The sequence below is a fragment of the Marinomonas communis genome (assembly GCF_004363305.1).
Taxonomy (GTDB): domain Bacteria; phylum Pseudomonadota; class Gammaproteobacteria; order Pseudomonadales; family Marinomonadaceae; genus Marinomonas; species Marinomonas communis.
Genome location: NZ_SNZA01000001.1, coordinates 1227388 through 1250776, shown reverse-complemented (window position 1 = coordinate 1250776; position 23389 = coordinate 1227388). Strand labels below are relative to the sequence as shown.

The window sequence follows — 23389 nt, the reverse complement described above, 5'->3', positions numbered from 1 at the left end:
TAACGACTTTATTAAATTCTTTAAGACACTTTTACATTGACGAGTAGGCGAGCTAACTTCCGTTAGGCGGTTTCTGCTTCGCGCTCTGTCGCAGCGGAAGTCGCTTCTGATGTAACAGGAGTGATTTCAGTTGCGTGCAAACCTCTTTTGCCCGGTGTCACGTCAAACGTGACGGCTTGGCCAGCCTTTAGCGTCTTGTAGCCTTCAACGTTGATCGCTGAATAGTGAATGAACAAATCTTCTTCAAAACTGTCGGATACTATAAAGCCGTATCCTTTTGCGTTATTAAACCATTTAACGGATCCACGATGCATGAGTCACTCCTTCAATACTCTTTAGGCCCGATTAGCCGAACCGCAAATAAGCGTTGTAAACACATTCGTTGCAATCTATGAGGCCAAAGATCTGTTAAACTCCGTATAGAATTTACAGGGTTTAATTGTTTGACTTTTAACCACACTCTAGTTGAGCGTAGAACCCTATCGTGGATTTGTAAAATTCTTATTGTTTTCCAGTTTCTGAGTAATCGGGCATTGTGAAAATGCAAATTAACGTGAATATTTGTAGTGTTTGAGGTCCCAGATGTTTGCATCGGAGCAAATTAAGCTAAATTTAGAGGACGATGATATCGGGCATTCATCTGTTGCCATTGCGCCAGATGAAACCGAACTTAAGCCACCATCCATGTATCAGGTGGTACTGTTTAATGATGATTACACGCCAATGGATTTTGTCGTGTTTGTTCTTCAGCGCTTTTTTAATATGGATGCAGAGAAAGCCCAGCATGTAATGATGGAAGTGCATACCAAAGGTAAAGGTATTTGTGGCGTTTACCCATTTGGTATTGCAGAAACCAAAGTAGCTATGGTGCAGCAGTTTTCAGAACAAAATGAGCACCCCCTAATGTGCGACTTGCAACAAGTCGAATGATTTCAAGAGAGGGATAAGCGATGCTAGATAAAGAACTAGAACAAACCTTGAATAATGCCTTCAAAGCCGCTCGTGATAAGCGTCACGAGTTCATGACAGTCGAGCATTTACTGCTGGCTTTGATTGACAATACTGCAGCGTCAAAAGTACTTGAAGCATGTGGTGTCACTTTAGAAACTTTGAGCAAGGAGTTAGAAGAGTTCGTCGACAGCACCACCCCTCTTATCCCAGAAGGTGATCAAGAGAGGGAAGTGCAGCCAACTCTTGGTTTTCAACGCGTGCTTCAGCGTGCTGTCTTCCATGTTCAGTCCTCAGGGAAACGTGAAGTGACTGGTGCGAATGTTCTTGTAGCGATGTTCAGCGAACAAGAAAGCCAGGCCGTTTATCTTTTGCGTCGTCACAATGTGGCTCGAATTGATGTGGTTAACTTTGTTGCCCATGGTATTTCAAAGTTAGGGGATGCTTCTTCTCAAGAAGATTCCGTTGAGCATGATGATGAGGATGGTGAAGACACAGCTAAGGCACCACTTCAAAAATACGCTACGAACTTAAACGAAGAAGCCAAGGCTGGCCGTATTGATCGATTGATTGGTCGTCAATACGAAGTCGAGCGTGTGGTACAAACCTTATCTCGCCGTCGTAAGAACAACCCTTTGTTAGTTGGCGAGTCTGGTGTGGGGAAAACCGCCATCGCTGAAGGTCTTGCTAAACGTATTGTTGATGGTGAAGTGCCAGATGTTATTGCTGATGGTGTGGTGTACTCGCTGGATCTAGGTGCATTGTTGGCAGGTACTAAGTACCGTGGTGACTTTGAAAAGAGACTTAAGCACTTACTTGGTGAGTTGAAAAAACTACCGAACGCGATTTTATTTATTGATGAAATTCACACCATTATTGGCGCAGGTGCAGCTTCTGGCGGCGTGATGGACGCATCGAACCTACTGAAGCCAGCATTGAGCTCTGGTCAATTACGTTGCATTGGCTCTACAACTTTCCAAGAGTTCCGAGGCATTTTTGAAAAAGACCACGCCTTGGCTCGTCGTTTCCAGAAAGTGGATGTGAACGAACCAAGTGTGGATGATACCTACGAAATTCTTAAAGGGATTATTGGCTCATTTGAAGAGCACCATAAGGTCAAATACGAAGATGCTGCACTGAAAGCTGCTTCTGAGCTAGCACAGCGTTATGTACCAGATCGACATATGCCGGATAAAGCGATTGATGTAGTGGATGAAGCGGGAGCGTTTCAGCGCCTTCAACCAGAAGATACTCGTAAAGAAACCATTACCGTTGAAGACATTGAAGAAATCGTTTCTAAAATTGCTCGTGTGCCAGTGAAAGCGGCAAACTCGGATGACCGTAAGGTCTTGGGCAATCTTGAGCGCAACCTGAAAATGGTGGTGTTTGGGCAAGATGGAGCGATTGAATCCTTATCTGATGCAATTAAGTTGTCTCGTGCCGGTTTGAAAGCTGAGCAAAAACCAATTGGCTCATTCCTAATGGCAGGACCAACCGGTGTTGGTAAAACAGAGGTGACACGTCAGTTAGCTAAAGCATTAGGTCTTGAGCTGATTCGCTTCGATATGTCCGAGTACATGGAACGTCATGCGGTGTCTCGCTTAATTGGTGCTCCGCCAGGCTATGTAGGATTCGACCAAGGTGGACTTCTAACGGAAGCGGTCACTAAGAACCCTCATAGTGTCGTGTTGCTTGATGAGATCGAGAAAGCTCACCCTGAGGTGTTTAACCTTCTGCTACAAGTCATGGACCACGGTACGCTTACAGACAACAATGGTCGTAAAGCCGATTTTCGCAATGTTATTCTGATCATGACGTCTAACGCGGGGGCAGAAGTGCTGGCTAAACGTTCAATCGGCTTCTCATTGCAGGATAATTCGACAGACGGAATGGAAGTGATTAATAAAACGTTTACTCCAGAGTTCCGTAACCGTTTAGATGCAGTGATTCAGTTCAAACAGCTGGACGAACAGGTCATCTTCAATGTGGTTGATAAGTTCCTTGTGGAGCTGCAAGCGCAACTTGATTCGAAAGGAGTCATGATTGAGGTCAGCGATACAGCTCGCGGCTGGTTGGCGAACAAAGGTTATGATCGTCAAATGGGGGCTCGCCCGATGGCGCGCGTGATTCAAGAGCACTTGAAAAAGCCATTGGCGAATATGATCTTGTTCGGTGATCTAACCGAAGGCGGTGTTGTATCGGTTTCACTAAATGAAGAGAAAGACGAACTGGATTTTTCTGTACGTAAAGAAGCGGTGAGCTGTTAATAGCAGCTTATCGGTTACTTTGCTTTCGTCTGTTTTAGAAACGCAAACGCCGCTTAACCTAAGGGCTAAGCGGCGTTTTGTTTTGCGTTATCGTTTTAAATTAACGAGAACGGTAAACGATGCGACCTTTGGACAAGTCGTAAGGCGTTAACTCAACCTTTACCTTGTCACCAGTCAAAATACGGATGTAGTTTTTGCGCATCTTACCTGAGATGTGCGCTGTCACAACGTGACCGTTTTCAAGTTCTACGCGGAACATGGTATTTGGAAGGGTATCGACAATCGTACCTTCCATTTCAATGCTGTCTTCTTTTGCCACAATCAGTGTCCTGTTCTTAATTAAGGTTAAGCATGGTCTCGCTATTTAGGCTAAAAATAGGCTTGTGATTGGCGAGTTTGCTAAAATTTCGGCGGTATTTTGCCCAAAATACCCTTAAAAAGCAAATTTAGTCTGTTTTAAACTCTATCAAATGCGTGCGATTTTGCGACGCAAGCTGGTTTAGCTGGGCATTGCTGGTTGGCTTGGTGACATACTTTTGAAGGTTTGCAACAAATGCCTCTTTTGACATCATCTGGGCGCCAAGTGATATCAAATGGTCAGACTCAACCTGACAATCGATTAACTCAATACCGAGCTTGTTTGCCACTTGGCAGAACTGCCAAAGTGCTACTTTTGAGCCGTTAGGCAATAGTGAAAACATTGACTCACCAAAGAACATGTTTCCCATGGCGACCCCGTAGAAGCCCCCTGCAAGCTTTTGATTTAGGTAGACTTCTACCGAAAAAGCATAGCCCATGCGGTTTAGGTTTGAATAGGCCTCAATGATCTCGTCTGAAATCCATGTGCCTTCATTTTGTGCTCTAAGTTCACTGCACGTTTTGATCGTCTGTAGAAAATTATTGTTTATTCTCCAAGTCCATTCACCATGTCTGATGCATTTCTTTAAGGAGCGACTTGCATGAAAGTGTTCAGGAACTAAGGTGCAGCGTTCTAATGGGTGCCACCATAAAATGGGATCAGGATCACTGTACCATGGGAAAAAGCCATGCTGGTACAAATGAATTAAACGTTCTGGTTTGAGATCGCCTCCCACAGCCGATAGTCCTTCTGGATCAGAAAGGGCCTTAAACGGGTTGGGGGTGTCGTATGGAGATTCACTCAGTAATACGAGCTCTTCTGCACACTTTCTGCTTTTTTTGGGTGTATCTTGCATGAAAAAACTTCTAAGAAGAGGTTAAATGTTCGTTTGTTATCCACTATTTTTGACGTATTTGACAAGTTTCAATACTTGGTTTGCGCATTTTATTCTGCTTCACGAGGAATAAGCACATAAAGCGCACTAAAATCACGTGATTTCTTGCTCGGATATTCTAATTTTGCCATTTAGAAATAAGTAAAACCTGAAAAATGCAAAAAAAAATCAAAAAAAGTGTTCGTAGTGCTTGACCAGTAAAGGAAAACTTGGTTTTAATCAGGTTAGTTCAAAACAGTGAGTAAAAAAACCAAACACACTGCTACAAATGAACTAAAAAATTTTTCGGTGTTGTGGGTTTGTCACAAAACTGAAATTGATAGGTTTTAGGATACCTGAGTCGTTGATTTGTCAGCGTTTCTTTGAATAGGTAAATAAAACCTTTCAAGAAGGTCTTGAGACCGAACATATATAATTAAAGGGGAATCTTGAATGAAAGCGATTAAACTTGCTTCTGTTTTCGCGGTATCTGCTGTTGCAGCTGCTGTTTCTACATCTACTTTTGCAGCTGAGCCAGTTTTCTCTGGTGAAGCTGGTGTTGAGTACACTAGCTACTACGGTAACGCTAAAGCTAACAACGACCTAGCTGACGGTACTGATATCGGTGAGCTAGAGCTTTCTATTGACACTGGTGTTGTATACGCAGAGATTGAAGTTGCGACAACTGGTGTTGACGAAGCTACGAAAATTGGTTTTGAGAAACTATACGTTAAGCAAGGTGCTGTTTCTTTCGGTCGTTTCGACGGCTCTGTATCGACTGGTGCTTTCTTCGGTATGGATGAGATCCACGGTGGCGTTGATCTTAAAACTGGTGACGGCGACACTGACAACACTGGTGTTCGTTACAAAGTTGCACCAGGCCTAACTGTTGCTCTTGAAGCAACTAACAACGACAACGATGATTCTGACGTTGGTGCAGCAATCTCTTACGTTGCTGACCTTGAAGGCGTTAAGCTAGGTATTTCTGGTGGCGCAATCGGTGATGCTAACTCTGTAAACGTTGGTGCACAATTCAATGCAGGTATGGCTACTATCTCTGCTAACTACGGTGTAGGCGAGACTGGTACTGGCACTACTACTGATGTTCAAGAAGCTGGTCTATCTATCGAACTTGCTGCTACAGAAGCTCTAACGCTTACTCTTGAGTACGCTAAAGATCTTGAAGGTGCTAAAGATGACGGCACTTACTTCATCGCTGCTTACAAATCTGGCGATCTAACTTACTACTTCGAAAACTACAACGGTGACCTGACTACTGAGCAGAACATCGTTGGTGTTAAAGCTTCTTTCTAAGATTTCCCTATCTTAGCAAAAGCGAAAGCCAGCCCTTTGGGCTGGCTTTTTTTATGGTAAGCTTGCAGCCTAACATTGGCTAAATACATTGGAAGGTGGCTTTTGACACAAACAGAACGTGAGTCTGTACGATCACTGATCTGGGGGACTTTTGCAAAGCAGGCAGCGTTTATTGGCGCGTTGTTATTTTTTCTTTTTTTTGCTTTTGCAACATATACCTATAACCCAGAGGACGCGGGCTGGTTTTACTCTGGTAATGGGGGACCCATAACAAACTCTATGGGGCCTGTGGGAGCCATGCTATCGGATTTGTTATCCGCTTTTTTTGGCAGTTTATTTTACTCATTGCCAATTCTTTTCTTGGTGGTTGCTTTTATTGTTTGGCGCAATCCACACAAAATGATTCCGGTGAACAATGCTATTCTTTGCTCCATCGGCAGTATTCTATATTTAGCAACAGGATCAGCTTTATGCTTTTTGCATACGGTTGGTAATGTTTCCCTTCAGTTTGGCGCTGGTGGTATTTTAGGGCAAGCGTTTGGGCAGCTTCTGTACCATTGGATTGGGTACGATGGTGCGACACTTGTCAGCTTGGCTGCATTCCTTCTAGCGATCACTTTGCTTGCTCAGATTCACTGGTCCCAATTATTGGAGTATATCGGTGAGCGCGCTGAGTTTATTTCTCTAAAAGTCGCTAACGCGCTAAAGCGTGGTGAAGACAAAGATGACAATGAACAAGCTGAATCTAAAACGAGCACAAAGAAAGACAAGTCAAGAAAGCTAAATGCTGCTAAGGCTCCTGATCAGGCTCTTGATGAAGACGAATTAGATAAGCCTGCTATTTTCCGCAAAAAGCAGCGATCGGATATGCCTTCAAATGATAGTGAACAGATAGATGAGGAGTCATCTACTAGCTTCTGGAATACGATTAAAAGCAAATTTCAGCGACAACGTGATGATGAATCATCGCCTACTTCAGATAATCAGAAACGAGCGCATCAGGAACCAAGTTTTACGGGGTTAGATAACGTTTCTTTTGATGAAGATAAATTTGATTTCAAAGATACCCTCTATATTGAAGAAGACGATAAAGAGGTCCGCTTTGATGAGGTCTGGGAATCAACACCCAAAGCATCTCCTAAGAAAGCTGAACAAAAATCCTCTGGCGATCAGCTCAATGCCCCATTGACTAAAGGCGAGGAAGATTATCAGCCAAAAGCTGCTGAGCGTGTTGAATCTAAATCAGCGAATACAGAGGGAAAATCTGCTCGTCAGCCGCAACCAGACTTAAATGCCCATAGACCGGCAGTAAAAACTCTTTCAGAAGCGAAACAGTTAGATGGCTTAGGCGGTCCTCATACCGAGGTCGAGCGAAGTGAAGCGGCTTACACATTACCAGACAGGAATGTGTTAACTCCCCCTAAACCTAAAAAAGGGGGGTATACCGAAGAAGAGTTGCTTGATCTTTCTGCCTTGTTAGAACAGCGTCTATTGGATTTCGGTGTTAAAGCTGAAGTGGTTGAGGTAAACCCTGGGCCAGTTATTACGCGTTTCGAAATTCAACCTGCGCCTGGTGTGAAGGTTTCACGTATTACTAACCTTGCCAAAGATCTTGCGCGCTCATTAAGTGTGATGAGTGTACGTGTTGTTGAAGTCATTGCTGGCAAGTCTACGATCGGTATTGAAATCCCTAACCAGCACCGAGATACGGTTTACTTCTCAGAAGTGATTAACACCCCTTTGTACGACAATGCTTCCTCTCCGCTAACTTTGTCATTAGGTCACGATATTTCAGGTGAACCGGTTGTAGTGGACTTGGCTAAGATGCCTCACGTACTTGTAGCGGGTACAACAGGCTCAGGTAAGTCTGTTGGGGTGAATGCCATGATCTTAAGTATGCTACTTAAATCAACGCCAGAAGAAGTGCGTATGATCATGGTGGATCCGAAGATGTTGGAGCTTTCTATTTATGAAGGCATCCCACATTTGCTAACACCTGTTATCACGGACATGAAAGACGCGGCAAATGGTCTACGTTGGTCGGTAGATGAAATGGAACGCCGTTATAAACTGATGTCGAAGCTTGGTGTTCGAAATATCGCAGGCTTTAACAAAAAGGTACGAGAAGCGGCCGCAGCGGGCCAGCCAATAGAAGACCCACTTTGGACGCCGGAAATGGCGATGTTCTCAGAGGATGGGGTGGCACGAACCGTACCATATCTCGAGCCTCTGCCTTATATCGTGATTGTTGTCGACGAATTTGCCGATATGATGATGATTGTAGGTAAGAAGGTCGAAGAGTTGATTGCTCGTATTGCGCAAAAAGCTCGAGCTGCGGGGATCCATTTGGTGTTGGCCACTCAGCGACCATCGGTTGATGTTATTACGGGTTTGATTAAAGCCAATATCCCAACACGAATGGCGTTCCAAGTATCATCGAAAATAGACTCTCGAACAATCTTAGACCAAGGTGGCGCGGATCAATTGCTCGGGATGGGTGATATGCTTTACTTGCCAGCAGGTTTGCCAACGCCTATTCGTGTCCACGGTGCCTTTGTGTCCGATGAGGAGGTGCATGCCGTGGTAGAAGAGTGGAAAGCTCGTGGTGAGCCTGAGTACATCAGTGATGTGACGGTTAGTGCTGAAGAACTAAGCTCTGGTGGAGGCGGTGAGGATCAGGACCCACTTTATGACGAAGCAGTGAAAATTGTGATTGAAACACGTAAAGCTTCTATTTCATCCATTCAGCGTCGATTGAAAATTGGCTATAACCGAGCAGCAAACTTGGTGGAAGCGATGGAGTCAGCTGGATTAGTTGGGCCGATGGGAACGAATGGTCAGCGTGAAATACTGATACCTGAATAAGGTAAATGATGAGCTAGGAGAAATTATGAAGCATTTGTTTGCAGTATTAGGGTTTATGTTAAGTGCTACAGCCGCTGCGCAAACTGCAGCAGAGTCTTTGACGGGGTTATTAGACCAGAATCGGAATATTGAAGGTGAATTTCGTCAGATGACGAATAATGAGCAGGGGGAAGCTGTACAAAAGAGTGAGGGTGTTTTCCTGCTTGCGGCTCCGAATCGTTTTGTTTGGGACACAATTACCCCTTTTCCACAACGCATTATTTCTGATGGTGAATGGGTTACGATTTGGGATGTGGATTTAGAGCAGGCCACTCGCAAGCCTTTTGCCGGTTCTGTTGGTAACTCTCCTGCTGCGTTATTGGGCGAATCAGCGGACGATGTGCTCACCCACTATGAGGTCAAGGTGCTAGGTGAAAATACATACGAATTGTCACCTAAAGAACAAGAAGACCTATTTGATACGTTGACGCTATCATTCGACAATAAGAAGATCAGTGCTATGAGCATTAAAGATGTTTTAGGTCAGACAACGCTGATCGAGTTTGCCAATATTGAAGCGCATGATGGCGTATCAGAAAGCAACTTTGTAGTGAAACTACCAGAATCGGTAGATGTTATGTTTGAGCAGTAAGCAATGGATGATTTATTTGCCGCGGACAATGTAAATCCCATGGCGCCTCTGGCTGCGCGTATGCGTCCACAGACATTGGATGAATACGTTGGTCAGCAGCATTTAGTTGGAGAGGGCAAGCCTCTGCGCAAAATGATCGAACGTCGTCAGGGGCATTCGTTCATTTTATGGGGGACTCCTGGTATAGGTAAAACCACCTTTGCGAAGCTTTTTGCAAATTCTCTGGATGCAAAATTCATTGAGTTGTCCGCAGTGATGTCCGGTGTGAAAGAAATTCGCGCGGCGGTAGACGATGCTAAACAATGGCGGCTCATGACACAAAAGGCCACTTTGTTGTTTGTGGACGAGGTGCACCGCTTTAATAAATCCCAGCAAGATGCTTTCTTACCGTTTATTGAAGATGGCACCTTTCTTTTCGTCGGTGCAACCACTGAGAATCCTGCTTTTGAGCTGAACTCAGCACTACTATCTCGTGCCCGTGTTTATCGTTTGCAGACGCCAAGTGTTGAGGACCTGCAAGATGTGATGGGGCGAGCACTCGCTGATCCTAAGAGAGGGTTAGGCAAACGAGGTATCCAGATTAGCGATCATCATTTAAACATATTAGCGCAAGCCGCAGATGGTGACGTGCGCCGTAGTTTGAACTTTCTCGAAATATTGGCTGATTTTGTCGAGGACGGTGAAACCATTACCGATGAGCAATTAGAAAATGTACTCGGGGGAAGCATTCGCCGCTACGATAAGGGTGGGGATGTCTTTTATGATCAGATTTCCGCTTTTCATAAATCCATTCGAGGTTCGTCGCCTGATGGTGCATTGTACTGGATGGCGCGTATGCTAGATGGCGGTTGTGACCCACTATATATTGCTAGACGTTTGCTAGCGATTGCTTCAGAAGACATTGGCAATGCTGACCCAAGAGCGCTACAGGTGGGTTTAAATGCCTGGGACATATTTGAGCGAGTAGGACCTTATGAAGGTAATAGAGCGATCGCTCAGGCAGCTGTTTATATGGCTTGCGCCCCTAAGAGTAATGCGGTCTACCGTGGCTTTAGCCAAGCATTAGAAAGTGTTAGAAATCATCCAAGTCTTGAAGTGCCAAACCACCTAAGAAACGCTCCAACCAGTCTTGCTAAGGAAATGGGGCACGGGGAAGAATATCGCTATGCTCATAATGAGCCAAATGCTTACGCCGCTGGCGAGTCTTATCTACCCGAGGAAATAGCCAATGAGCGCTATTATCAGCCTACTGATCGTGGCCTCGAGAAGAAGATTGGCGAGAAGCTTGCCTGGCTTGAACAGCTGGACCAAGAGAGTCCAATACAGCGCTATGTGAAAGGAGAAAAGTAGCCATGATGTACCTGATGATTGCCTTGGGAGGTGCGCTGGGGGCTGTATCTCGCTTTGCCATGGGAAAGTGGATAAATAGCTTCTGGCAAGCACAATACCCGATGGCAACCATGTCTATTAATATATTGGGTAGCTTTCTCATGGGGATTGCGTTTGTACTGATTAGCGAACGTTTGCCTAGTTTAGAACCACTCAGGCCCCTTATCATGGTGGGTTTTTTAGGTGCATTTACCACCTTCTCGACTTTTTCCTTAGAAATTGTGTCTCTATTGAACCAGCAGGCTTGGCTAAGTGCCTTAAGCTATTTATCATTGAGTTGTTTGCTGGGAATATTGGCATTGGCCGCAGGCATCAGTCTTGCTCGAGTCTTCTAGGACCAACCCTACGCAGTTTTCATCTATTTAATTACATAAGGTTTTGTTGCAGCGATGTTAGACATTAAAGCTCTACGTGCGGATCCAGAAGCGATTGCCGCTTTATTGAAGAAAAAAGGCTTTGATTTAGATGTGGCGACTTTCTCAAGTTTAGAAGAGCGTCGCAAAACAGTTCAAATTGAAACAGAAACGCTGCAGCAGTCTCGTAACTCCGTATCGAAAGAAATCGGCGCAGCGATGAAGGCGGGTGATAAAGCACTAGCGGAAGAGTTGAAAGCAAAAACGGCGACACTAGGTGATGACCTAGCGTCTGCGAAAGCGCAACTTGATGACATTCAAGCGCAAATGGATGCACTATTAGAGAGCATTCCAAATATCCCACATGAGTCTGTGCCAGCAGGTACGAGTGAAGACGACAATGTCGAGATTCGCCGTTGGGGTGAGCCACGTACATTTGATTTTGAAGTCAAAGACCACGTAGATGTGGGCGCTGCACTAGGCATGCTTGATTTTGAAATGGCAGCGAAAATCACTGGTTCACGTTTTGCTGTGATGCGATCTGATCTTGCTCGCTTGCACCGTGCGCTGATTCAATTCATGTTGAATACGCACATTGAAGAGCATGGTTACTCTGAGATCTATGTGCCTTACCTAGTAAATGCCGCGTCGCTACGTGGTACAGGCCAGTTGCCGAAGTTTGAGCAGGATCTGTTCAAGGTACCGGTAGACAAAGACAGTGGAAACAGTGACCTTTACTTGATTCCAACGGCTGAAGTGCCAGTAACAAACATTGCACGTGATGAAATCTTAAACGACGCAGATCTGCACCAGAAATATGTTGCACACACACCATGTTTCCGTAGTGAAGCGGGCAGCTATGGTCGCGATACCCGTGGAATGATCCGTCAGCACCAATTTGAAAAAGTGGAGCTGGTGCATATCTGTCGTCCAGATCGTTCTACAGAAGTATTAGAAGAGTTGATTGGCCATGCTGAAACGATTCTTCAGAAGCTTGATTTGCCTTACCGCACAGTAGTGCTATGTGGTGGTGATCTTGGTTTCTCAGCTCACAAAACCTACGATATTGAAGTATGGCTTCCAGGTCAGCAGAAATACCGTGAGATATCATCTTGTTCAAATATGTGGGACTTCCAAGCTCGACGCATGCAAGCTCGCTGGCGTAACCCTGAAACAGGTAAGCCAGAGTTGGCACATACATTGAATGGTTCTGGCTTAGCGGTAGGTCGTACTTTGGTAGCGATTCTTGAAAACTATCAAAATGCCGATGGAACCGTCACAGTGCCTGAAGCACTAGTGCCATATATGGGCGGTAAGACACAAATCGGTTAATACGGTTTCGTTTTGTATTGTCAAAGGCCCCGTATGCGGGGCCTTTCTATTTGAGAAAAGATTGTTATGACAGGTAAAGTATATTTAATCGGTGCAGGGCCGGGTGATCCGGACTTGTTAACGATGAAGGCTCATCGTTTATTAACTGCAGCGGATGTGGTGCTTTATGATCGTCTAGTGGGAGAGCAAATAATTGCGATGATCCCAGAAACAGCTGAGAAGCTGTATGTTGGCAAAGCCAAATCGCTACACAGCTTGCCTCAAGAAGAAATTAATGCCTTGTTAGCTGTGAAAGCCAAAGAAGGAAAGGTGGTTGTTCGCCTAAAGGGCGGCGATCCATTTATTTTTGGACGAGGTGGCGAAGAGCTTGAAGAGCTAGTCAGTGAAGGTGTGCCATTTGAAGTGGTACCCGGTGTCACAGCGGCTGCTGGTTGTGCAGCCTATGCTGGCATTCCTCTGACTCACCGTGATTACGCGCAATCGGTTCGCTTTCTAACTGGCCATTTAAAAGATGGGACGACAGAGCTGCCTTGGGATGAGTTAGTTCATCCAGCACAAACCTTGGTGATCTACATGGGGCTTACTGGTCTTGAATCGATTAGCCAGTCATTGATTCGCTTTGGTATGCGTCCTTCTATGCCTGTTGCGATTGTTGAAAAAGGCACGTCTAAGGATCAGCGAGTGTTTACCTCGACAATGAAAGACATTCATCAGGTGGCAATCGATAATGAAGTGAAGTCCCCAGCTCTGCTTATTATTGGTGAAGTGGTCACACTGCAAGAAAAGCTTTCTTGGTTTGGTCAGTAATATTAAGACATTACTAAAAAGATGAAGGCAGCTTATCGCTGCCTTTGGTTTATTTGCTACAAGCAATTGGCGGGCTTGGGTAAGCCTGCAATCTTAGCCGCTAACTTTGGTGGGCTGCCAGGAAATAGCTTCATTAGATAAATGCTCTTGCCTTTGTCTGCTCCCAGCTCTTTTGTCACTGCTTTTACTAGTGGTCGCATGGCTGGGGAGACTTCAAACTGCTCGTAAAAATTTCTTAAAACGCGCAAGATTTCCCAGTGGGCCTCGGTTAATTCAAGCCCTTCTTTTGTGGCAATGGATTCGGCTAACGCTTCGCTCCATTGGCTTAGGTCTAAAAGGTAGCCTTCTTCGTCAAATTCTATATTTGTCATGCTGTATTACCAAGAGACTATTTTTGAGTGCTTTTGTGTGAGCCCAACCCACTCAAGATCTGAGATACCATTTCCAATAGATGGTTTCAAACCGTAGGCCTCTAGATCTTGTTGGCGAAAATAGATGGATACTTTTTTCTGAGAAAGGGTTTCTAGTGTTGGCGCTTGAGTGACTAGACGGAGAACACCTGCTTCAAATAGAAAAACAGCATCGCCCTCGATTAAAGACTCGGTCCAGTCTAGCTCCACACTCTGAGGATATTGGCTCTGATTAATCTGATAAAGTTTCATGAGAATCCTTAAAAGCGATAGATGTGTTGATGCTGCTCGAGCATGTCGATCCAAGCTTCCTGAGAAATAGCCTGTACGCCAGTCCAGAGTGAAGTGCCGAATGCTTTAACTTCAGTCTCTTTGACGTAGATGTTTTCAATGTCGTAGAACTCCAGACCATCTAATAGCTTATATAGGTGTTTGCCTTGGCGCTTACTTGGTGTTTGACCTTCGACTAAAAGTGCTAAAGCATCGCCTGTGATCGCAATCGAAACGGCCTGTTCAAATGTGCCGAAAACTAAGGCTAAGTCTAATGCTTCTTTGAGGCTTGAGCTTGTATACGGTGAGCTAGACAGATAAATCAGAGTGCTCATGCTATTTGAACCTCATAATGCGATCAGATTCAAGCGTTAGGCTAACTAAGCTGCCTAGGCCTTCGAGTTGATAGCCGTCTGCCAGATTGAAATGTTCTACTTCATGGCGCTTAGCTTCGGCTTCATTTAGCTGGCCTCGACGTAGCGCTGCGGCGATACACACATAAAGAGGGATATTGTGCTGTTTAGCAAAGGCAGACCATTCATCGCGGATGTTGCATTCATCCCGTGGGGGCATGGCCAAGCTCGAGGCAATCGCTACGGCTTCTTCGTAAAAGAAAATGCCTTGAATGGTGTTATCGCCATTGGCAACAGCCGCTTCAGCAAAGTCCAAAGCGCTATAGCATGCTCTACTTGCGGTAGGGCTTCCTGTAATTAAGAGAGAGTAATTCATAGCTCGCTTGTAAAATAAAAAGAATTTTACACACAAAAAAGGCCGCAGTCTGCGGCCTTTCGAAATCTCTTAGGTTGATTAGTCGTCGCTAGCCATACCGAAAAGAGAAAGAAGACTCAGGAACATGTTGTATAGAGATACATACAAGTTTACCGTTGCCATAATGTAGTTGGTTTCACCGCCACGAACGATCTCGCTAGTTTGTAGCAAAATCACTGCAGCAGAGAACAGAGTGAAGCCTACAGAAATAAAGATTTGTAGGGCTGGAAGCTGAATGAAGAAGCCAGCAATCATAGCGAACAGCAGGGCAAAGAAGCCAACTGTTAAGAAGCCATTCAGGAAGCTGAAATCTTTCTTAGAAACAATCGCATAAGCAGATAGACCTAGGAAAGATAGACCTGTAGTACCTAATGCGCTCATGATCATTGAAGCGCCATTAGACATACTTAGGTAGGCGTTCAGTATCGGACCGAGTGTCAGTCCCATAAAACCTGTTAGAGCGAAGACACAAAGTAGACCTAGTGCACTGTTTTGACATTTGTGTGTCAAGAAAAGTAGGCCGTAAAAACCAACCAGTGTGATGATTAAGCCAGGGTGCGGCAAATTCAAAACCATGCTTAGTCCAGCGGTAAATGCACTGAAAAGCAAAGTTAATGATAGTAGGCCATACGTGTTACGCAGCGTCTTATTGGCCGCTTGGGACGTATGTGTCGAAAGGGCATCAGTGTAACGCATGATAAGGTTCTCCTAGTTAGATTATCCTGCTACATAAGACTAACTATGCGGGCGGAAGTTCCAAACTTCAATAAATAATTTGTGTGTTTGATGTACGAATAAAAACGCCCACATATAAGTGGGCGTTCTTGTGAATAATAAATTGAACTAACTAAGAGGCTACAGCGGATTTATGTGTGCCAGAAGCTTGTTTAGTTTTGTGCTTGTCTACTTGGCGCGCGAGCTTATCGATCATGCCATCAATAGCGTGGAATAGGCGATCCTCGGAAGAGGCGGTGGCAAACAGTTCTTTACCAGGTAAATGTATTCGAGCCTCTGCTTTTTGTTCTTTACTGTCTTGAACAAGCGTCACGTTAACAGAAGTGATTTGATCACTAAGCTTGGCAATTTTGCCCATTTTCTCGTTGATGTGTTCTTTTATTGCTGGGGTGATGTCGACGTGGTGTCCAGTAATATTTATTGTGTACATACAACTTTCTCCTCAGTAAAGTTGGCCGATTTTCGAGCCAGAAAGAACTCTAGCTTCGCGGCACAATTCCAGCATAGGAGTCATATTTTTTTCTGTCAACAGGATTTCATTGTAAAGAAATGTGCCTGTAACAATTGTATGAATGAGTTTCCTTGGGCGCTTGATTCTGAGGAGAAAAGAGAGTTATCGTGCTAAAAGGTTTGCCGTTTGGTAAACTAATTCACCGCGAACGATTTGGTCGAGTATATGGCTGCCCCTGATTTTTTGTTACCTGTCTCGTTTAATCTTGCATGTGAGCTTGGATTAGAAGAAAGTGTTTTGCTGTCCTATTTGCAGCAGAAGGCTCACCATCTTGGTAGTCGTCAGATGAAAATTTCTCATCGAGAAATTGTTGATATGTTGCCTTTTTGGACTGCACCCTACGTGGTGCGTTTGTTATCAAGCTTGCAAATGGCGCAACGCTTACAATTCCAGAGAACTGAGCTAGGCTTGGATATTATGCTGGATGTTGAAGCAAGTCAGTCAACAAGCAGCCACCGAAGGCCTGCCGCTGAAAAAACTGAACACTCTGTTCAAGGTTCTGACGATGCACTTAGTAAGTTGTCTCGTTTGCAGAATGAAGCGGTTACAAAACCTCCTGCTACTCCTCAATTTACTCAGCGTAATAGAGCAGCATCTGATTCTATGCCCCCACCTGTGGCTTCCCCTAGAGATCGCAGAGGGTTATCAGATTTTGATTTGTACTTAGAGGCAAAAGAAAGAAACCGTCAGCCTGATCAGTGGCTACCAGAAGAAGCAACGTTTGAGCAAATTCAGCAAGCAGGTATCGAAAGGAACTTTGCAGAGTCTCTTATGGCTGAGTTCTTATTGAGAATCAAAGAACAGCGAAAAAATGTTCGTACCTGGAACAGCGAGTTTTTTAAATACGTGAAACGTCAATGGCAATATAAGCAATCGGATCGACAGTCCTATGAAGGAACCGCAACCTATACAACAAATGCTAAATCCAATCGCGAGCAAGTTAGCAGCGCCCTCACCAACATCCACGACACAGACTGGTGATGGTGCAGAGCAAGCATCGACCGAAGCTGAACAGCGCACGCGAGTTCTGGTCAATATGTTGTTTGCTCGTTTCAAAGCAATTTATACGCACAAATTTGCTTCTGCTTATGCTACAACTGAAGAGGTTAAGCTGGCGAAGCGAGAATGGGCCATTGCATTAAAAGGCTTTCAAGAGCCGTTGTTGGCGTATGCAGTAGAGCGGACCAAAGAGCGTTACGCTTGGCCACCAACCATTTCTGAGTTTCTGGCGGTTATCCAAACAGCATATAAAGCTTATGGTTTGCCAGAGCCGAGGCAAGCATATTTAGAAGCGTGTAGTTGCCGACATAATCCAAGAGAAAAGCATTGGACTCATCCTGCAGTGTATTTTGCTGGGTCAGAGACCGGCTGGCATGCTTTGAGTACAGAAGAGGAGCGAACAACTTGGCCGTTGTTTGAGAAGCATTACACTCGTCTGGTAGATAAAGTGATCAATGGTGAAAAGCTTATCATTCCTAAGCCTATAATGATTGAAGATAAGTCAGCACCTGATGTGGAGTCTCTGTTAAAGGCAATATCTGACAAAGTCAACTTAGACGAAAGTGATATTGCGCCACATCTTTATTACCTGTACAAAACGAACGGTACTAAAATTCGTGCCATTTATCGTGAAAAAGCTCAAAAAGCGCTTAAACTGTTAGGTTATGAAGGTGATTTGCCTGTATAGCGTGATGTAGGTTTTGGTGTTCTTATGCTGCAATATTACAAATAGCTACGAATAACTTCGTTAAAGCCCAAAGCTTTACTGGTCGAAGTTACTTGGGCTTACAAAACACTACGCTAAGCTGCACTGTGAATGCTTTTCGCAAAGATTCGTAAACGGTAATATAGCCGCGAGTGTTTGATGTTTTAAATGAGGTATAGATGCGTAAAGTTCTGATCGTCGATGATCACACGGTTGTGTGTGAAGGGATAAAGCGTGTCATTGAGGACATCAATGGAGTTCATGTTTGGGAGACTGTTCACAGTGGTGAAGAAGCTCTTCAGGCGCTCCGTAAAGACAAAGTAGATGTTGTTTTAATGGATGTTCACATGCCTGGGATTGGTGGTCTCGGTGCTACTCGAGAAATTAATCGCTTATATCCCGACACTAAAGTAATTGCCCTTTCTGCAATCGACGATGCTCCTTACCCAGCTAAAATGATGGAAGCAGGCGCCAGTGGTTATGTGGCAAAAGGATCTGATATGTCAGAGCTGATTGAAGCATTAGAAGCAGTATTTAGTGGTCAACAGTATTTGTCTCGTGTCGTCGCTCAAAAGGTTGCATTGGCTAAAACATCGAAGAACGGAAGCGATTCGCCATTTGGTGAATTAAGTGACAGAGAGCTTCAAGTTGCTCAGATGATTGTTGACTGTGTCAAAACAAAAGAGATCGCTAACCGTCTGAATGTGTCTGATAAAACAGTCAGTACTTTTAGGAAAAGAATATTTACTAAGCTTGGGATAGAGAGTGACGTTGAGCTGGCGCGATTAGCTATGCGTTACAACGTTCTCGGGCTTGTCTAAGGTCTGTTTGTGTCACAAGAGTTTGATCCAAAGCATTTTGTACAGAATCTAACGACACGCCCTGGCGTGTATCGAATGTATGGCAAAGGTACATTGCTGTACGTCGGCAAGGCAAAGAATCTAAAAAATCGTGTTTCGAGTTATTTTCGAGCATCAGGCTTAACGACTAAAACCATGGCATTGGTAAGTCGTATTGATGACATAGAAATCACGGTTACCAAAAGTGAAACCGAAGCATTGCTGCTTGAGCAAACTCTCATTAAGCAACACCGTCCGCCTTATAATATTCTGCTTAGAGACGATAAGTCTTATCCTTATATACTCATTTCTGATCATGAGCACCCTGCGATTTTATTCCGCCGTGGAGGTAAAACCAAAGAAGGTAAGCTCTACGGTCCTTACCCAAGTGGTGTTGCTGTCAAAGAAAGCATGATTGCCATGCAGAAGGTGTTCCGTGTCCGACAATGCGAGGACTCTGTATACGCCAACCGAACGCGACCTTGTCTTCAGTATCAAATTAAACGTTGTTCTGCTCCTTGCGTTGCTCTGATCAGTAATGAAGATTACGCGGAAGATGTTCGCCATGCCAGAATGTTTTTACAGGGTAAGAATCACGAGTTAACCACCGAGTTGACTGAGCAGATGACGGATGCGGCGAAGCAAATGGAGTTTGAACGTGCTGCAGCGTTGCGTGACCAGATGATCCAGTTAAAGCATGTTCAAGAGGAGCAACATGTATATGGCCAGTCTGGGGATGCGGATATCATCGCGGCGCTTATTCAGCCTGGTGGCTTTTGTATCCATGTCATGATGGTGCGCCAAGGTAAAGTGATTGGAAGTAAGAGCCACTATCCTAAAATGCCAATCGAAATCAGCGAGTCAGAACTCCTGTCATCCTTTATTGCGCAGCTTTACATCGGTGGTATCCAAGAGTTGCCCAAGTCTCTAATACTTAGTCATCCTGTTGATGATCAAGAAGCCATTGAGAATGCATTATTTGAAACCTCCGGCAAAAAAATTGAGCTAACAGCGAGTGTGAGAGGGCAGCGCGCGCGCTGGTTGGAATTAGCTAAGCTTAACGCTGAACAAGGGCTACAAGCGCGTTTAACGGATAAGCGAAATCACTACAGTCGAATCACTGCTTTACAAAAGGTGTTAGGCTTTAAAGAGCCACCTTTGCATATGGAATGCTTTGATATTTCCCATTCTTCTGGGGAAGCTACCGTTGCCTCTTGTGTTGTGTTTGGCGCAGAAGGGCCTGATAAAAAACGTTATCGATCTTTTAATATTGAAGGTATTGAGCCAGGCGATGATTATGCTGCCATGCATCAGGCTTTGACACGCCGTTATAAACGAGTAAAAGAGGGCGAGATTTCAGCTCCTGATGTACTACTGATTGACGGTGGTAAAGGCCAGTTAGCACAAGCTCAAAAAGTGTTGGCTGAGTTGGGGTTGCCAGATATTTTCTTACTGGGTGTCGCTAAGGGTGATACACGAAAGCCTGGCTTGGAAACCTTGTATATTGGTTCAAAAGAGGATGAGGTTGTTTTGCCGCCGGACTCTTCTGCTTTGCATTTGATCCAGCATATACGTGATGAGGCGCACCGCTTTGCAGTAAAGAGTCATCGCCGCCGCCGCGACAAGAAAAGACGACACTCTGTTTTGGAAAATATTCCTGGAATAGGTCCGAAGCGACGCAAAGATTTATTAACGGCATTTGGTGGTTATCAAGAGTTACTTGCGGCATCGCAGGAAGATATCGCAAAAGTTAAAGGTATCGGAGGAAATAAAGCACAAGAGATATACCTCTACCTCCATAAAAGTTAAGCTTAACCAATCCCTTAAGTATTGGTGATTCTTTTAAAAGGCTTTTATGAACATTCCAAACTTACTTACGTCTTTACGTATTTTTCTCATTCCTATTTTAGTTATTGTCTATTTTTTGCCGTGGGAAGGTCGCTTCTATGCGAGTGCCGCTATTTTTGGTATCGCAGCGATCACGGATTGGTTGGATGGTTTCCTCGCAAGAGCCCTGAATCAATCAACACCGTTTGGTGCTTTTTTTGATCCGGTAGCAGATAAGGTGATGGTATCTGTTGCTTTGGTGATTTTGGTTGCCGAATACAATAGTGTGTTAATGACGTTAGCCAGTGCTGTCATCGTAGGTAGAGAGATTGTGATCTCTGCTCTAAGAGAATGGATGGCAGAAATGGGTAAGCGAGCCAGTGTGGCGGTATCGTTTGTTGGTAAAGTGAAAACCACCATGCAAATGATGGCTATTTTTGTATTGCTGTCGAACCCGCCTGGAACAGAATGGGCTGCACTGGGTCTTGGTATCCTTGTTGTCGCTGCTTTGCTGACATTATGGTCGATGTTTGTTTACCTAAGAGCTGCTTGGCCCGAGCTGACATCAAAGTAATGGGGGTTGTGAGTCCTTGTTGTATAAGGATTAATCGTCTTTGGTTAAAGAGTGTTCGTTTTTGAAGAAAGTCGCTAAGTTAACAATTTATTTGGTTTTTTTGCTTGACGTCTAAATCAAATTCTATAGAATACGCACCATCTTTTGAGACGCGGGAATAGCTCAGTGGTAGAGCACAACCTTGCCAAGGTTGGGGTCGCGAGTTCGAGCCTCGTTTCCCGCTCCACTCTCAAGAGAAACCTGATAGAGGCCGGATGGCAGAGTGGTCATGCAGCGGACTGCAACTCCGTGTACGCCGGTTCGATTCCGACTCCGGCCTCCAATTCAGAACCAAGCCCGGGTGGCGAAATTGGTAGACGCACAAGACTTAAAATCTTGCGATAGAAATATCGTACCGGTTCGATTCCGGTCCCGGGCACCATTTGGTGCCTTTTTTCGTTTCTTACTATGAAACTTCTCTTCTAAAGCCTTTCTAGTTACTCATCTTTGACACGTATTTTTACGTTCTAAAACACGCCTTACACAATAAAACAGCATCCATAGAGTTTTTATAGGTCTATACTCCTTAGAAAAGCATAAAAAAAACACTGCTAAGTGAGGGTCTTATGATCAATCTGTTGCGAAAATTAACGATTCGTTTGCGATTGTCTATTCTGGTAACTACTCTGGCTTTTGGCATGGTGCTAATTGCTTTCATGTCTCTGAGTGTTAACAAGTCCTACATTCTTGAAGCCAAGTCCGAGAAGGTGAAAAACCTTGTTGAGGTACAAGTTAGCGCCTTACAACATTTCTACGATCTGCAAGTATCAGGTCAGCTTACAAAAGATCAAGCCCAGGCTTATGCGTTAAATGCTATAGAAAAAGCGCGCTATGATGAGTCCGAGTACTACTGGGTAAACGATTATCAAGCACGTATGGTCATGCATTCGATCAAGCCAGCATTAGATGGGCAAGATTTAAGTCAGCTTGAAGACCCTAATGGTAAAAAGCTGTTTACAGTCTTTACTCAGGTGGTTAAGCAGAGTGGTGGTGGCTATGTTGATTACCTATGGCCTAAACCTGGCGAAGACAAACCGATAGAAAAGATCTCCTATGTAAAAGGTTTTGAGCCGTGGGGCTGGATTGTTGGCACGGGAATATATCTAGATGATGTCAATGATCTGTTTTTGCAAGAGGCTACGCGAGTCTCCTTAGTAGTGGTTGTGGTGTTGTTTGTAGCGATTGTTATCTCAATGCTTATTCTGCGCTCGATTATGAAGCCTATCCAAGATATTCGGAATGCCATGGAGAACATTGCAAACGGTGAGGGCGATTTAACGATTCAATTACCGGAAAACGGTCAAGATCAATTGGCTATGATTTCTAAGTCTTACAATGCGTTTTCAAGACGCTTGCGTGGGACTTTAGAGTCAGCCGTTGGGTTAAATAAAACAGTGGAGCAACGTAGCCAGTTACTACAGCAAGTTGCATCGGATACACAGGCGATTACTGCTAAGCGTGAATTGTTGTTTAAACAGATGAGCGACATCATTGAAGAAGTAGATGGCCTAAAAAATAAGGTAATTGCTTCCATTGATACCAGTCTTGAGAACGCTTCAGAAACTCGAGCTAAAACCACCCTAGGGCAAGACTCTATCCAGCAGACGATTGCGTCTCTTGAGACATTATCTCGTGAGTTAACGCAAGGTGTGAGTAGTGTTGAAGGCGTTGCTCAAGAGTCTCAAAATATTGGTGCGGTTTTAGTGGTGATCAGTGAAATTGCTGAGCAAACTAACTTGTTGGCTTTGAATGCAGCCATCGAGGCGGCGCGGGCAGGAGAGCAAGGTCGAGGTTTTGCCGTGGTCGCAGATGAGGTTCGTAACCTAGCGAGTCGAACTCAAGCGAGTACAGAAGAAATCCAGGCCATGATCACGAAACTGCAATCTGGAGCGAAAGATGCTCAAGAGAAGATCCAAGCAAGCTTCTCACAATTGCATCATACCTCAGAGGACCTCACTCAGACGGCTCATTCACTGAATGCGGTAGCTGTTTCCGTCGATGCTATCATGGCTGCAGGTGCTGATATCAATCACAGTATTGAAGGGCAGAAAGCGGCAGTACAGAGCTTGAATTCTGTGAATCAAGACATTAGTCAGCTATCGAAAGAGGCTGGTGAGCTGGTTTCCCGAAACCGAGCAACAAGCCAAGAATTGGCGGATACTGCTCAAGAGAATTATAAGGTCATGTCGACCTTTAAACTTTCCTAATCTGTTTATTGAGAGTTTGTTGATGGTTTTTTATGCTGCACATACACATATAAGGAGCAGTATATGGCAAGTGGATGGGCGCATGACGGCGCAGTACAGGATCAAATTGATGCAACCGTTAACTCAGCTGTAGAGCGTGCTCGCAGCCGTCTAACGGTCGGGGATAGCCTTGAATTCTGTGAAGAGTGCGATGCTGAGATTCCTGAAAAGCGCCGCCAAGTGATCCCTGGAGTACGCTTGTGTATTGCTTGTCAATCTGAGTTTGAAGATCACGATAAGGCGAGCAGCCTATACAATCGAAGTGGCAGTAAAGACAGTCAGCTTCGCTAGTATTTTCACTTTCCCAAAAAAAGCCCCGCATAAAGC

25 protein-coding genes and 3 tRNA genes are annotated in these 23389 nt (G+C 44.6%); 19 read left to right on the top strand and 9 right to left on the bottom strand.

The annotated features are described in order from the left end of the window. Positions 1-62: 62 nt before the first annotated feature. The gene (locus C8D85_RS05885) at positions 63-314 is read right to left on the bottom strand and encodes a cold shock domain-containing protein (RefSeq protein WP_133560524.1); all 252 of its coding nucleotides are present in this window, start codon (positions 312-314) and stop codon (positions 63-65) included. Positions 315-582: 268 nt separating this feature from the next. Here C8D85_RS05885 and clpS point away from each other — a divergent pair, with 268 nt between their 5' ends. Then, complete coding sequence (gene clpS, locus C8D85_RS05880; RefSeq protein ID WP_133560522.1) at positions 583-930, top strand: ATP-dependent Clp protease adapter ClpS; 348 nt, start codon at positions 583-585, stop codon at positions 928-930. 20 nt (positions 931-950) lie between these two features. Next, entirely contained in the window at positions 951-3215 is a 2265-nt protein-coding gene (clpA, locus tag C8D85_RS05875) for an ATP-dependent Clp protease ATP-binding subunit ClpA (RefSeq protein ID WP_133560520.1), read from the top strand. 100 nt (positions 3216-3315) lie between these two features. On the opposite strand, the gene infA is transcribed toward clpA, so the two are convergent. Together infA and aat are read right to left on the bottom strand one after the other, a co-directional pair. Next, positions 3316-3534, bottom strand: coding sequence for a translation initiation factor IF-1 (gene infA, locus C8D85_RS05870; protein WP_055461515.1), 219 nt, complete (start codon positions 3532-3534; stop codon positions 3316-3318). 127 nt (positions 3535-3661) lie between these two features. Next, entirely contained in the window at positions 3662-4429 is a 768-nt protein-coding gene (gene aat / locus C8D85_RS05865) for a leucyl/phenylalanyl-tRNA--protein transferase (RefSeq protein ID WP_133560518.1), read from the bottom strand. Between the two features lie 471 nt (positions 4430-4900). Between aat and C8D85_RS05860 the strand changes: the two genes are divergently transcribed. The 7 genes from C8D85_RS05860 to cobA all read left to right on the top strand — a co-directional run bounded on the left by C8D85_RS05860 (position 4901) and on the right by cobA (position 13138). Continuing rightward, on the top strand, positions 4901-5761 hold the full coding sequence (locus C8D85_RS05860; RefSeq protein ID WP_133560516.1) for a hypothetical protein: 861 nt from the start codon (positions 4901-4903) through the stop codon (positions 5759-5761). Between the two features lie 102 nt (positions 5762-5863). Continuing rightward, positions 5864-8626, top strand: a complete 2763-nt coding sequence (locus C8D85_RS05855; RefSeq protein ID WP_133560514.1) for a DNA translocase FtsK — start codon at positions 5864-5866, stop codon at positions 8624-8626. A gap of 25 nt (positions 8627-8651) precedes the next feature. Then, positions 8652-9257 (top strand): outer membrane lipoprotein periplasmic chaperone LolA, encoded by a 606-nt coding sequence (lolA, locus tag C8D85_RS05850; protein ID WP_133560512.1) that lies wholly within the window; start codon positions 8652-8654, stop codon positions 9255-9257. 3 nt (positions 9258-9260) lie between these two features. Beyond that, positions 9261-10607: a replication-associated recombination protein A gene (locus C8D85_RS05845; protein WP_133560510.1), complete on the top strand. Its 1347-nt coding sequence runs from the start codon at positions 9261-9263 to the stop codon at positions 10605-10607. A 2-nt stretch (positions 10608-10609) separates the two neighbouring features. Then, positions 10610-10981 carry a fluoride efflux transporter CrcB gene (crcB, locus tag C8D85_RS05840; RefSeq protein WP_133560508.1) on the top strand — a complete coding sequence of 124 codons (372 nt, stop codon included), beginning with the start codon at positions 10610-10612 and terminating at the stop codon, positions 10979-10981. Between the two features lie 54 nt (positions 10982-11035). Continuing rightward, positions 11036-12331, top strand: a complete 1296-nt coding sequence (gene serS / locus C8D85_RS05835) for a serine--tRNA ligase (RefSeq protein WP_133560506.1) — start codon at positions 11036-11038, stop codon at positions 12329-12331. A 66-nt stretch (positions 12332-12397) separates the two neighbouring features. Next, positions 12398-13138, top strand: a complete 741-nt coding sequence (gene cobA / locus C8D85_RS05830) for a uroporphyrinogen-III C-methyltransferase (protein ID WP_133560504.1) — start codon at positions 12398-12400, stop codon at positions 13136-13138. A 56-nt stretch (positions 13139-13194) separates the two neighbouring features. Here cobA and C8D85_RS05825 read toward each other — a convergent pair whose 3' ends face one another. The 6 genes from C8D85_RS05825 to hpf all read right to left on the bottom strand — a co-directional run bounded on the left by C8D85_RS05825 (position 13195) and on the right by hpf (position 15751). Continuing rightward, entirely contained in the window at positions 13195-13509 is a 315-nt protein-coding gene (locus C8D85_RS05825; protein WP_133560502.1) for a TusE/DsrC/DsvC family sulfur relay protein, read from the bottom strand. Positions 13510-13515: 6 nt separating this feature from the next. Continuing rightward, positions 13516-13800, bottom strand: a complete 285-nt coding sequence (locus tag C8D85_RS05820; protein ID WP_133560500.1) for a DsrH/TusB family sulfur relay protein — start codon at positions 13798-13800, stop codon at positions 13516-13518. An 8-nt stretch (positions 13801-13808) separates the two neighbouring features. Beyond that, positions 13809-14153 (bottom strand): DsrE family protein, encoded by a 345-nt coding sequence (locus C8D85_RS05815; protein ID WP_133560498.1) that lies wholly within the window; start codon positions 14151-14153, stop codon positions 13809-13811. 1 nt (position 14154) lies between these two features. Further along, on the bottom strand, positions 14155-14547 hold the full coding sequence (gene tusD, locus C8D85_RS05810) for a sulfurtransferase complex subunit TusD (protein WP_133560496.1): 393 nt from the start codon (positions 14545-14547) through the stop codon (positions 14155-14157). A gap of 78 nt (positions 14548-14625) precedes the next feature. Beyond that, a complete protein-coding gene (locus tag C8D85_RS05805) occupies positions 14626-15282 on the bottom strand; it encodes a Bax inhibitor-1/YccA family protein (protein ID WP_133560494.1) in 657 nt (218 codons plus the stop codon). 151 nt (positions 15283-15433) lie between these two features. Then, the gene (gene hpf / locus C8D85_RS05800; protein ID WP_133560492.1) at positions 15434-15751 is read right to left on the bottom strand and encodes a ribosome hibernation-promoting factor, HPF/YfiA family; all 318 of its coding nucleotides are present in this window, start codon (positions 15749-15751) and stop codon (positions 15434-15436) included. A gap of 246 nt (positions 15752-15997) precedes the next feature. Between hpf and C8D85_RS05795 the strand changes: the two genes are divergently transcribed. The 10 genes from C8D85_RS05795 (at position 15998) to C8D85_RS05750 (ending at position 23353) form a co-directional block, all read left to right on the top strand. Then, positions 15998-16813 (top strand): DnaT-like ssDNA-binding domain-containing protein, encoded by an 816-nt coding sequence (locus tag C8D85_RS05795; RefSeq protein ID WP_133560490.1) that lies wholly within the window; start codon positions 15998-16000, stop codon positions 16811-16813. After that, complete coding sequence (locus tag C8D85_RS05790; protein WP_228189619.1) at positions 16749-17519, top strand: replication protein P; 771 nt, start codon at positions 16749-16751, stop codon at positions 17517-17519. The genes C8D85_RS05795 and C8D85_RS05790 overlap by 65 nt, the downstream gene beginning before the upstream one ends. Before the next feature lie 197 nt (positions 17520-17716). Beyond that, positions 17717-18358 carry a response regulator gene (locus C8D85_RS05785; protein WP_133560488.1) on the top strand — a complete coding sequence of 214 codons (642 nt, stop codon included), beginning with the start codon at positions 17717-17719 and terminating at the stop codon, positions 18356-18358. Positions 18359-18367: 9 nt separating this feature from the next. Next, the gene (gene uvrC / locus C8D85_RS05780) at positions 18368-20185 is read left to right on the top strand and encodes an excinuclease ABC subunit UvrC (RefSeq protein ID WP_133560486.1); all 1818 of its coding nucleotides are present in this window, start codon (positions 18368-18370) and stop codon (positions 20183-20185) included. A 46-nt stretch (positions 20186-20231) separates the two neighbouring features. Further along, positions 20232-20777, top strand: coding sequence for a CDP-diacylglycerol--glycerol-3-phosphate 3-phosphatidyltransferase (pgsA, locus tag C8D85_RS05775; RefSeq protein WP_133560484.1), 546 nt, complete (start codon positions 20232-20234; stop codon positions 20775-20777). Between the two features lie 151 nt (positions 20778-20928). Next, positions 20929-21003, top strand: a tRNA-Gly gene (locus tag C8D85_RS05770). A gap of 22 nt (positions 21004-21025) precedes the next feature. Beyond that, positions 21026-21099: transfer RNA gene (locus C8D85_RS05765), tRNA-Cys, on the top strand. Positions 21100-21111: 12 nt separating this feature from the next. After that, a tRNA-Leu gene (locus C8D85_RS05760) sits at positions 21112-21198 on the top strand. Positions 21199-21382: 184 nt separating this feature from the next. Next, positions 21383-23023: a methyl-accepting chemotaxis protein gene (locus C8D85_RS05755; RefSeq protein WP_133560482.1), complete on the top strand. Its 1641-nt coding sequence runs from the start codon at positions 21383-21385 to the stop codon at positions 23021-23023. Between the two features lie 63 nt (positions 23024-23086). Next, complete coding sequence (locus tag C8D85_RS05750) at positions 23087-23353, top strand: DksA/TraR family C4-type zinc finger protein (RefSeq protein ID WP_133560480.1); 267 nt, start codon at positions 23087-23089, stop codon at positions 23351-23353. Positions 23354-23389 lie beyond the last annotated feature (36 nt).

Excerpts from the sequence above, each read along its gene's own strand:
- C8D85_RS05815 (WP_133560498.1), bottom strand. The coding sequence starts at position 14,153 with ATGAGCACTCTGATTTATCTGTCTAGCTCACCGTATACAAGCTCAAGC.
- tusD (WP_133560496.1), bottom strand. The coding sequence starts at position 14,547 with ATGAATTACTCTCTCTTAATTACAGGAAGCCCTACCGCAAGTAGAGCA.
- C8D85_RS05845 (WP_133560510.1), top strand. The coding sequence starts at position 9,261 with ATGGATGATTTATTTGCCGCGGACAATGTAAATCCCATGGCGCCTCTG.
- C8D85_RS05885 (WP_133560524.1), bottom strand. The coding sequence starts at position 314 with ATGCATCGTGGATCCGTTAAATGGTTTAATAACGCAAAAGGATACGGC.
- aat (WP_133560518.1), bottom strand. The coding sequence starts at position 4,429 with ATGCAAGATACACCCAAAAAAAGCAGAAAGTGTGCAGAAGAGCTCGTA.
- clpA (WP_133560520.1), top strand. The coding sequence starts at position 951 with ATGCTAGATAAAGAACTAGAACAAACCTTGAATAATGCCTTCAAAGCC.
- C8D85_RS05785 (WP_133560488.1), top strand. The coding sequence starts at position 17,717 with ATGCGTAAAGTTCTGATCGTCGATGATCACACGGTTGTGTGTGAAGGG.
- C8D85_RS05825 (WP_133560502.1), bottom strand. The coding sequence starts at position 13,509 with ATGACAAATATAGAATTTGACGAAGAAGGCTACCTTTTAGACCTAAGC.
- C8D85_RS05795 (WP_133560490.1), top strand. The coding sequence starts at position 15,998 with ATGGCTGCCCCTGATTTTTTGTTACCTGTCTCGTTTAATCTTGCATGT.
- C8D85_RS05755 (WP_133560482.1), top strand. The coding sequence starts at position 21,383 with ATGATCAATCTGTTGCGAAAATTAACGATTCGTTTGCGATTGTCTATT.
- C8D85_RS05805 (WP_133560494.1), bottom strand. The coding sequence starts at position 15,282 with ATGCGTTACACTGATGCCCTTTCGACACATACGTCCCAAGCGGCCAAT.
- C8D85_RS05750 (WP_133560480.1), top strand. The coding sequence starts at position 23,087 with ATGGCAAGTGGATGGGCGCATGACGGCGCAGTACAGGATCAAATTGAT.
- cobA (WP_133560504.1), top strand. The coding sequence starts at position 12,398 with ATGACAGGTAAAGTATATTTAATCGGTGCAGGGCCGGGTGATCCGGAC.
- C8D85_RS05820 (WP_133560500.1), bottom strand. The coding sequence starts at position 13,800 with ATGAAACTTTATCAGATTAATCAGAGCCAATATCCTCAGAGTGTGGAG.
- pgsA (WP_133560484.1), top strand. The coding sequence starts at position 20,232 with ATGAACATTCCAAACTTACTTACGTCTTTACGTATTTTTCTCATTCCT.
- hpf (WP_133560492.1), bottom strand. The coding sequence starts at position 15,751 with ATGTACACAATAAATATTACTGGACACCACGTCGACATCACCCCAGCA.
- lolA (WP_133560512.1), top strand. The coding sequence starts at position 8,652 with ATGAAGCATTTGTTTGCAGTATTAGGGTTTATGTTAAGTGCTACAGCC.
- crcB (WP_133560508.1), top strand. The coding sequence starts at position 10,610 with ATGATGTACCTGATGATTGCCTTGGGAGGTGCGCTGGGGGCTGTATCT.
- C8D85_RS05860 (WP_133560516.1), top strand. The coding sequence starts at position 4,901 with ATGAAAGCGATTAAACTTGCTTCTGTTTTCGCGGTATCTGCTGTTGCA.
- clpS (WP_133560522.1), top strand. The coding sequence starts at position 583 with ATGTTTGCATCGGAGCAAATTAAGCTAAATTTAGAGGACGATGATATC.
- serS (WP_133560506.1), top strand. The coding sequence starts at position 11,036 with ATGTTAGACATTAAAGCTCTACGTGCGGATCCAGAAGCGATTGCCGCT.
- C8D85_RS05790 (WP_228189619.1), top strand. The coding sequence starts at position 16,749 with ATGCTAAATCCAATCGCGAGCAAGTTAGCAGCGCCCTCACCAACATCC.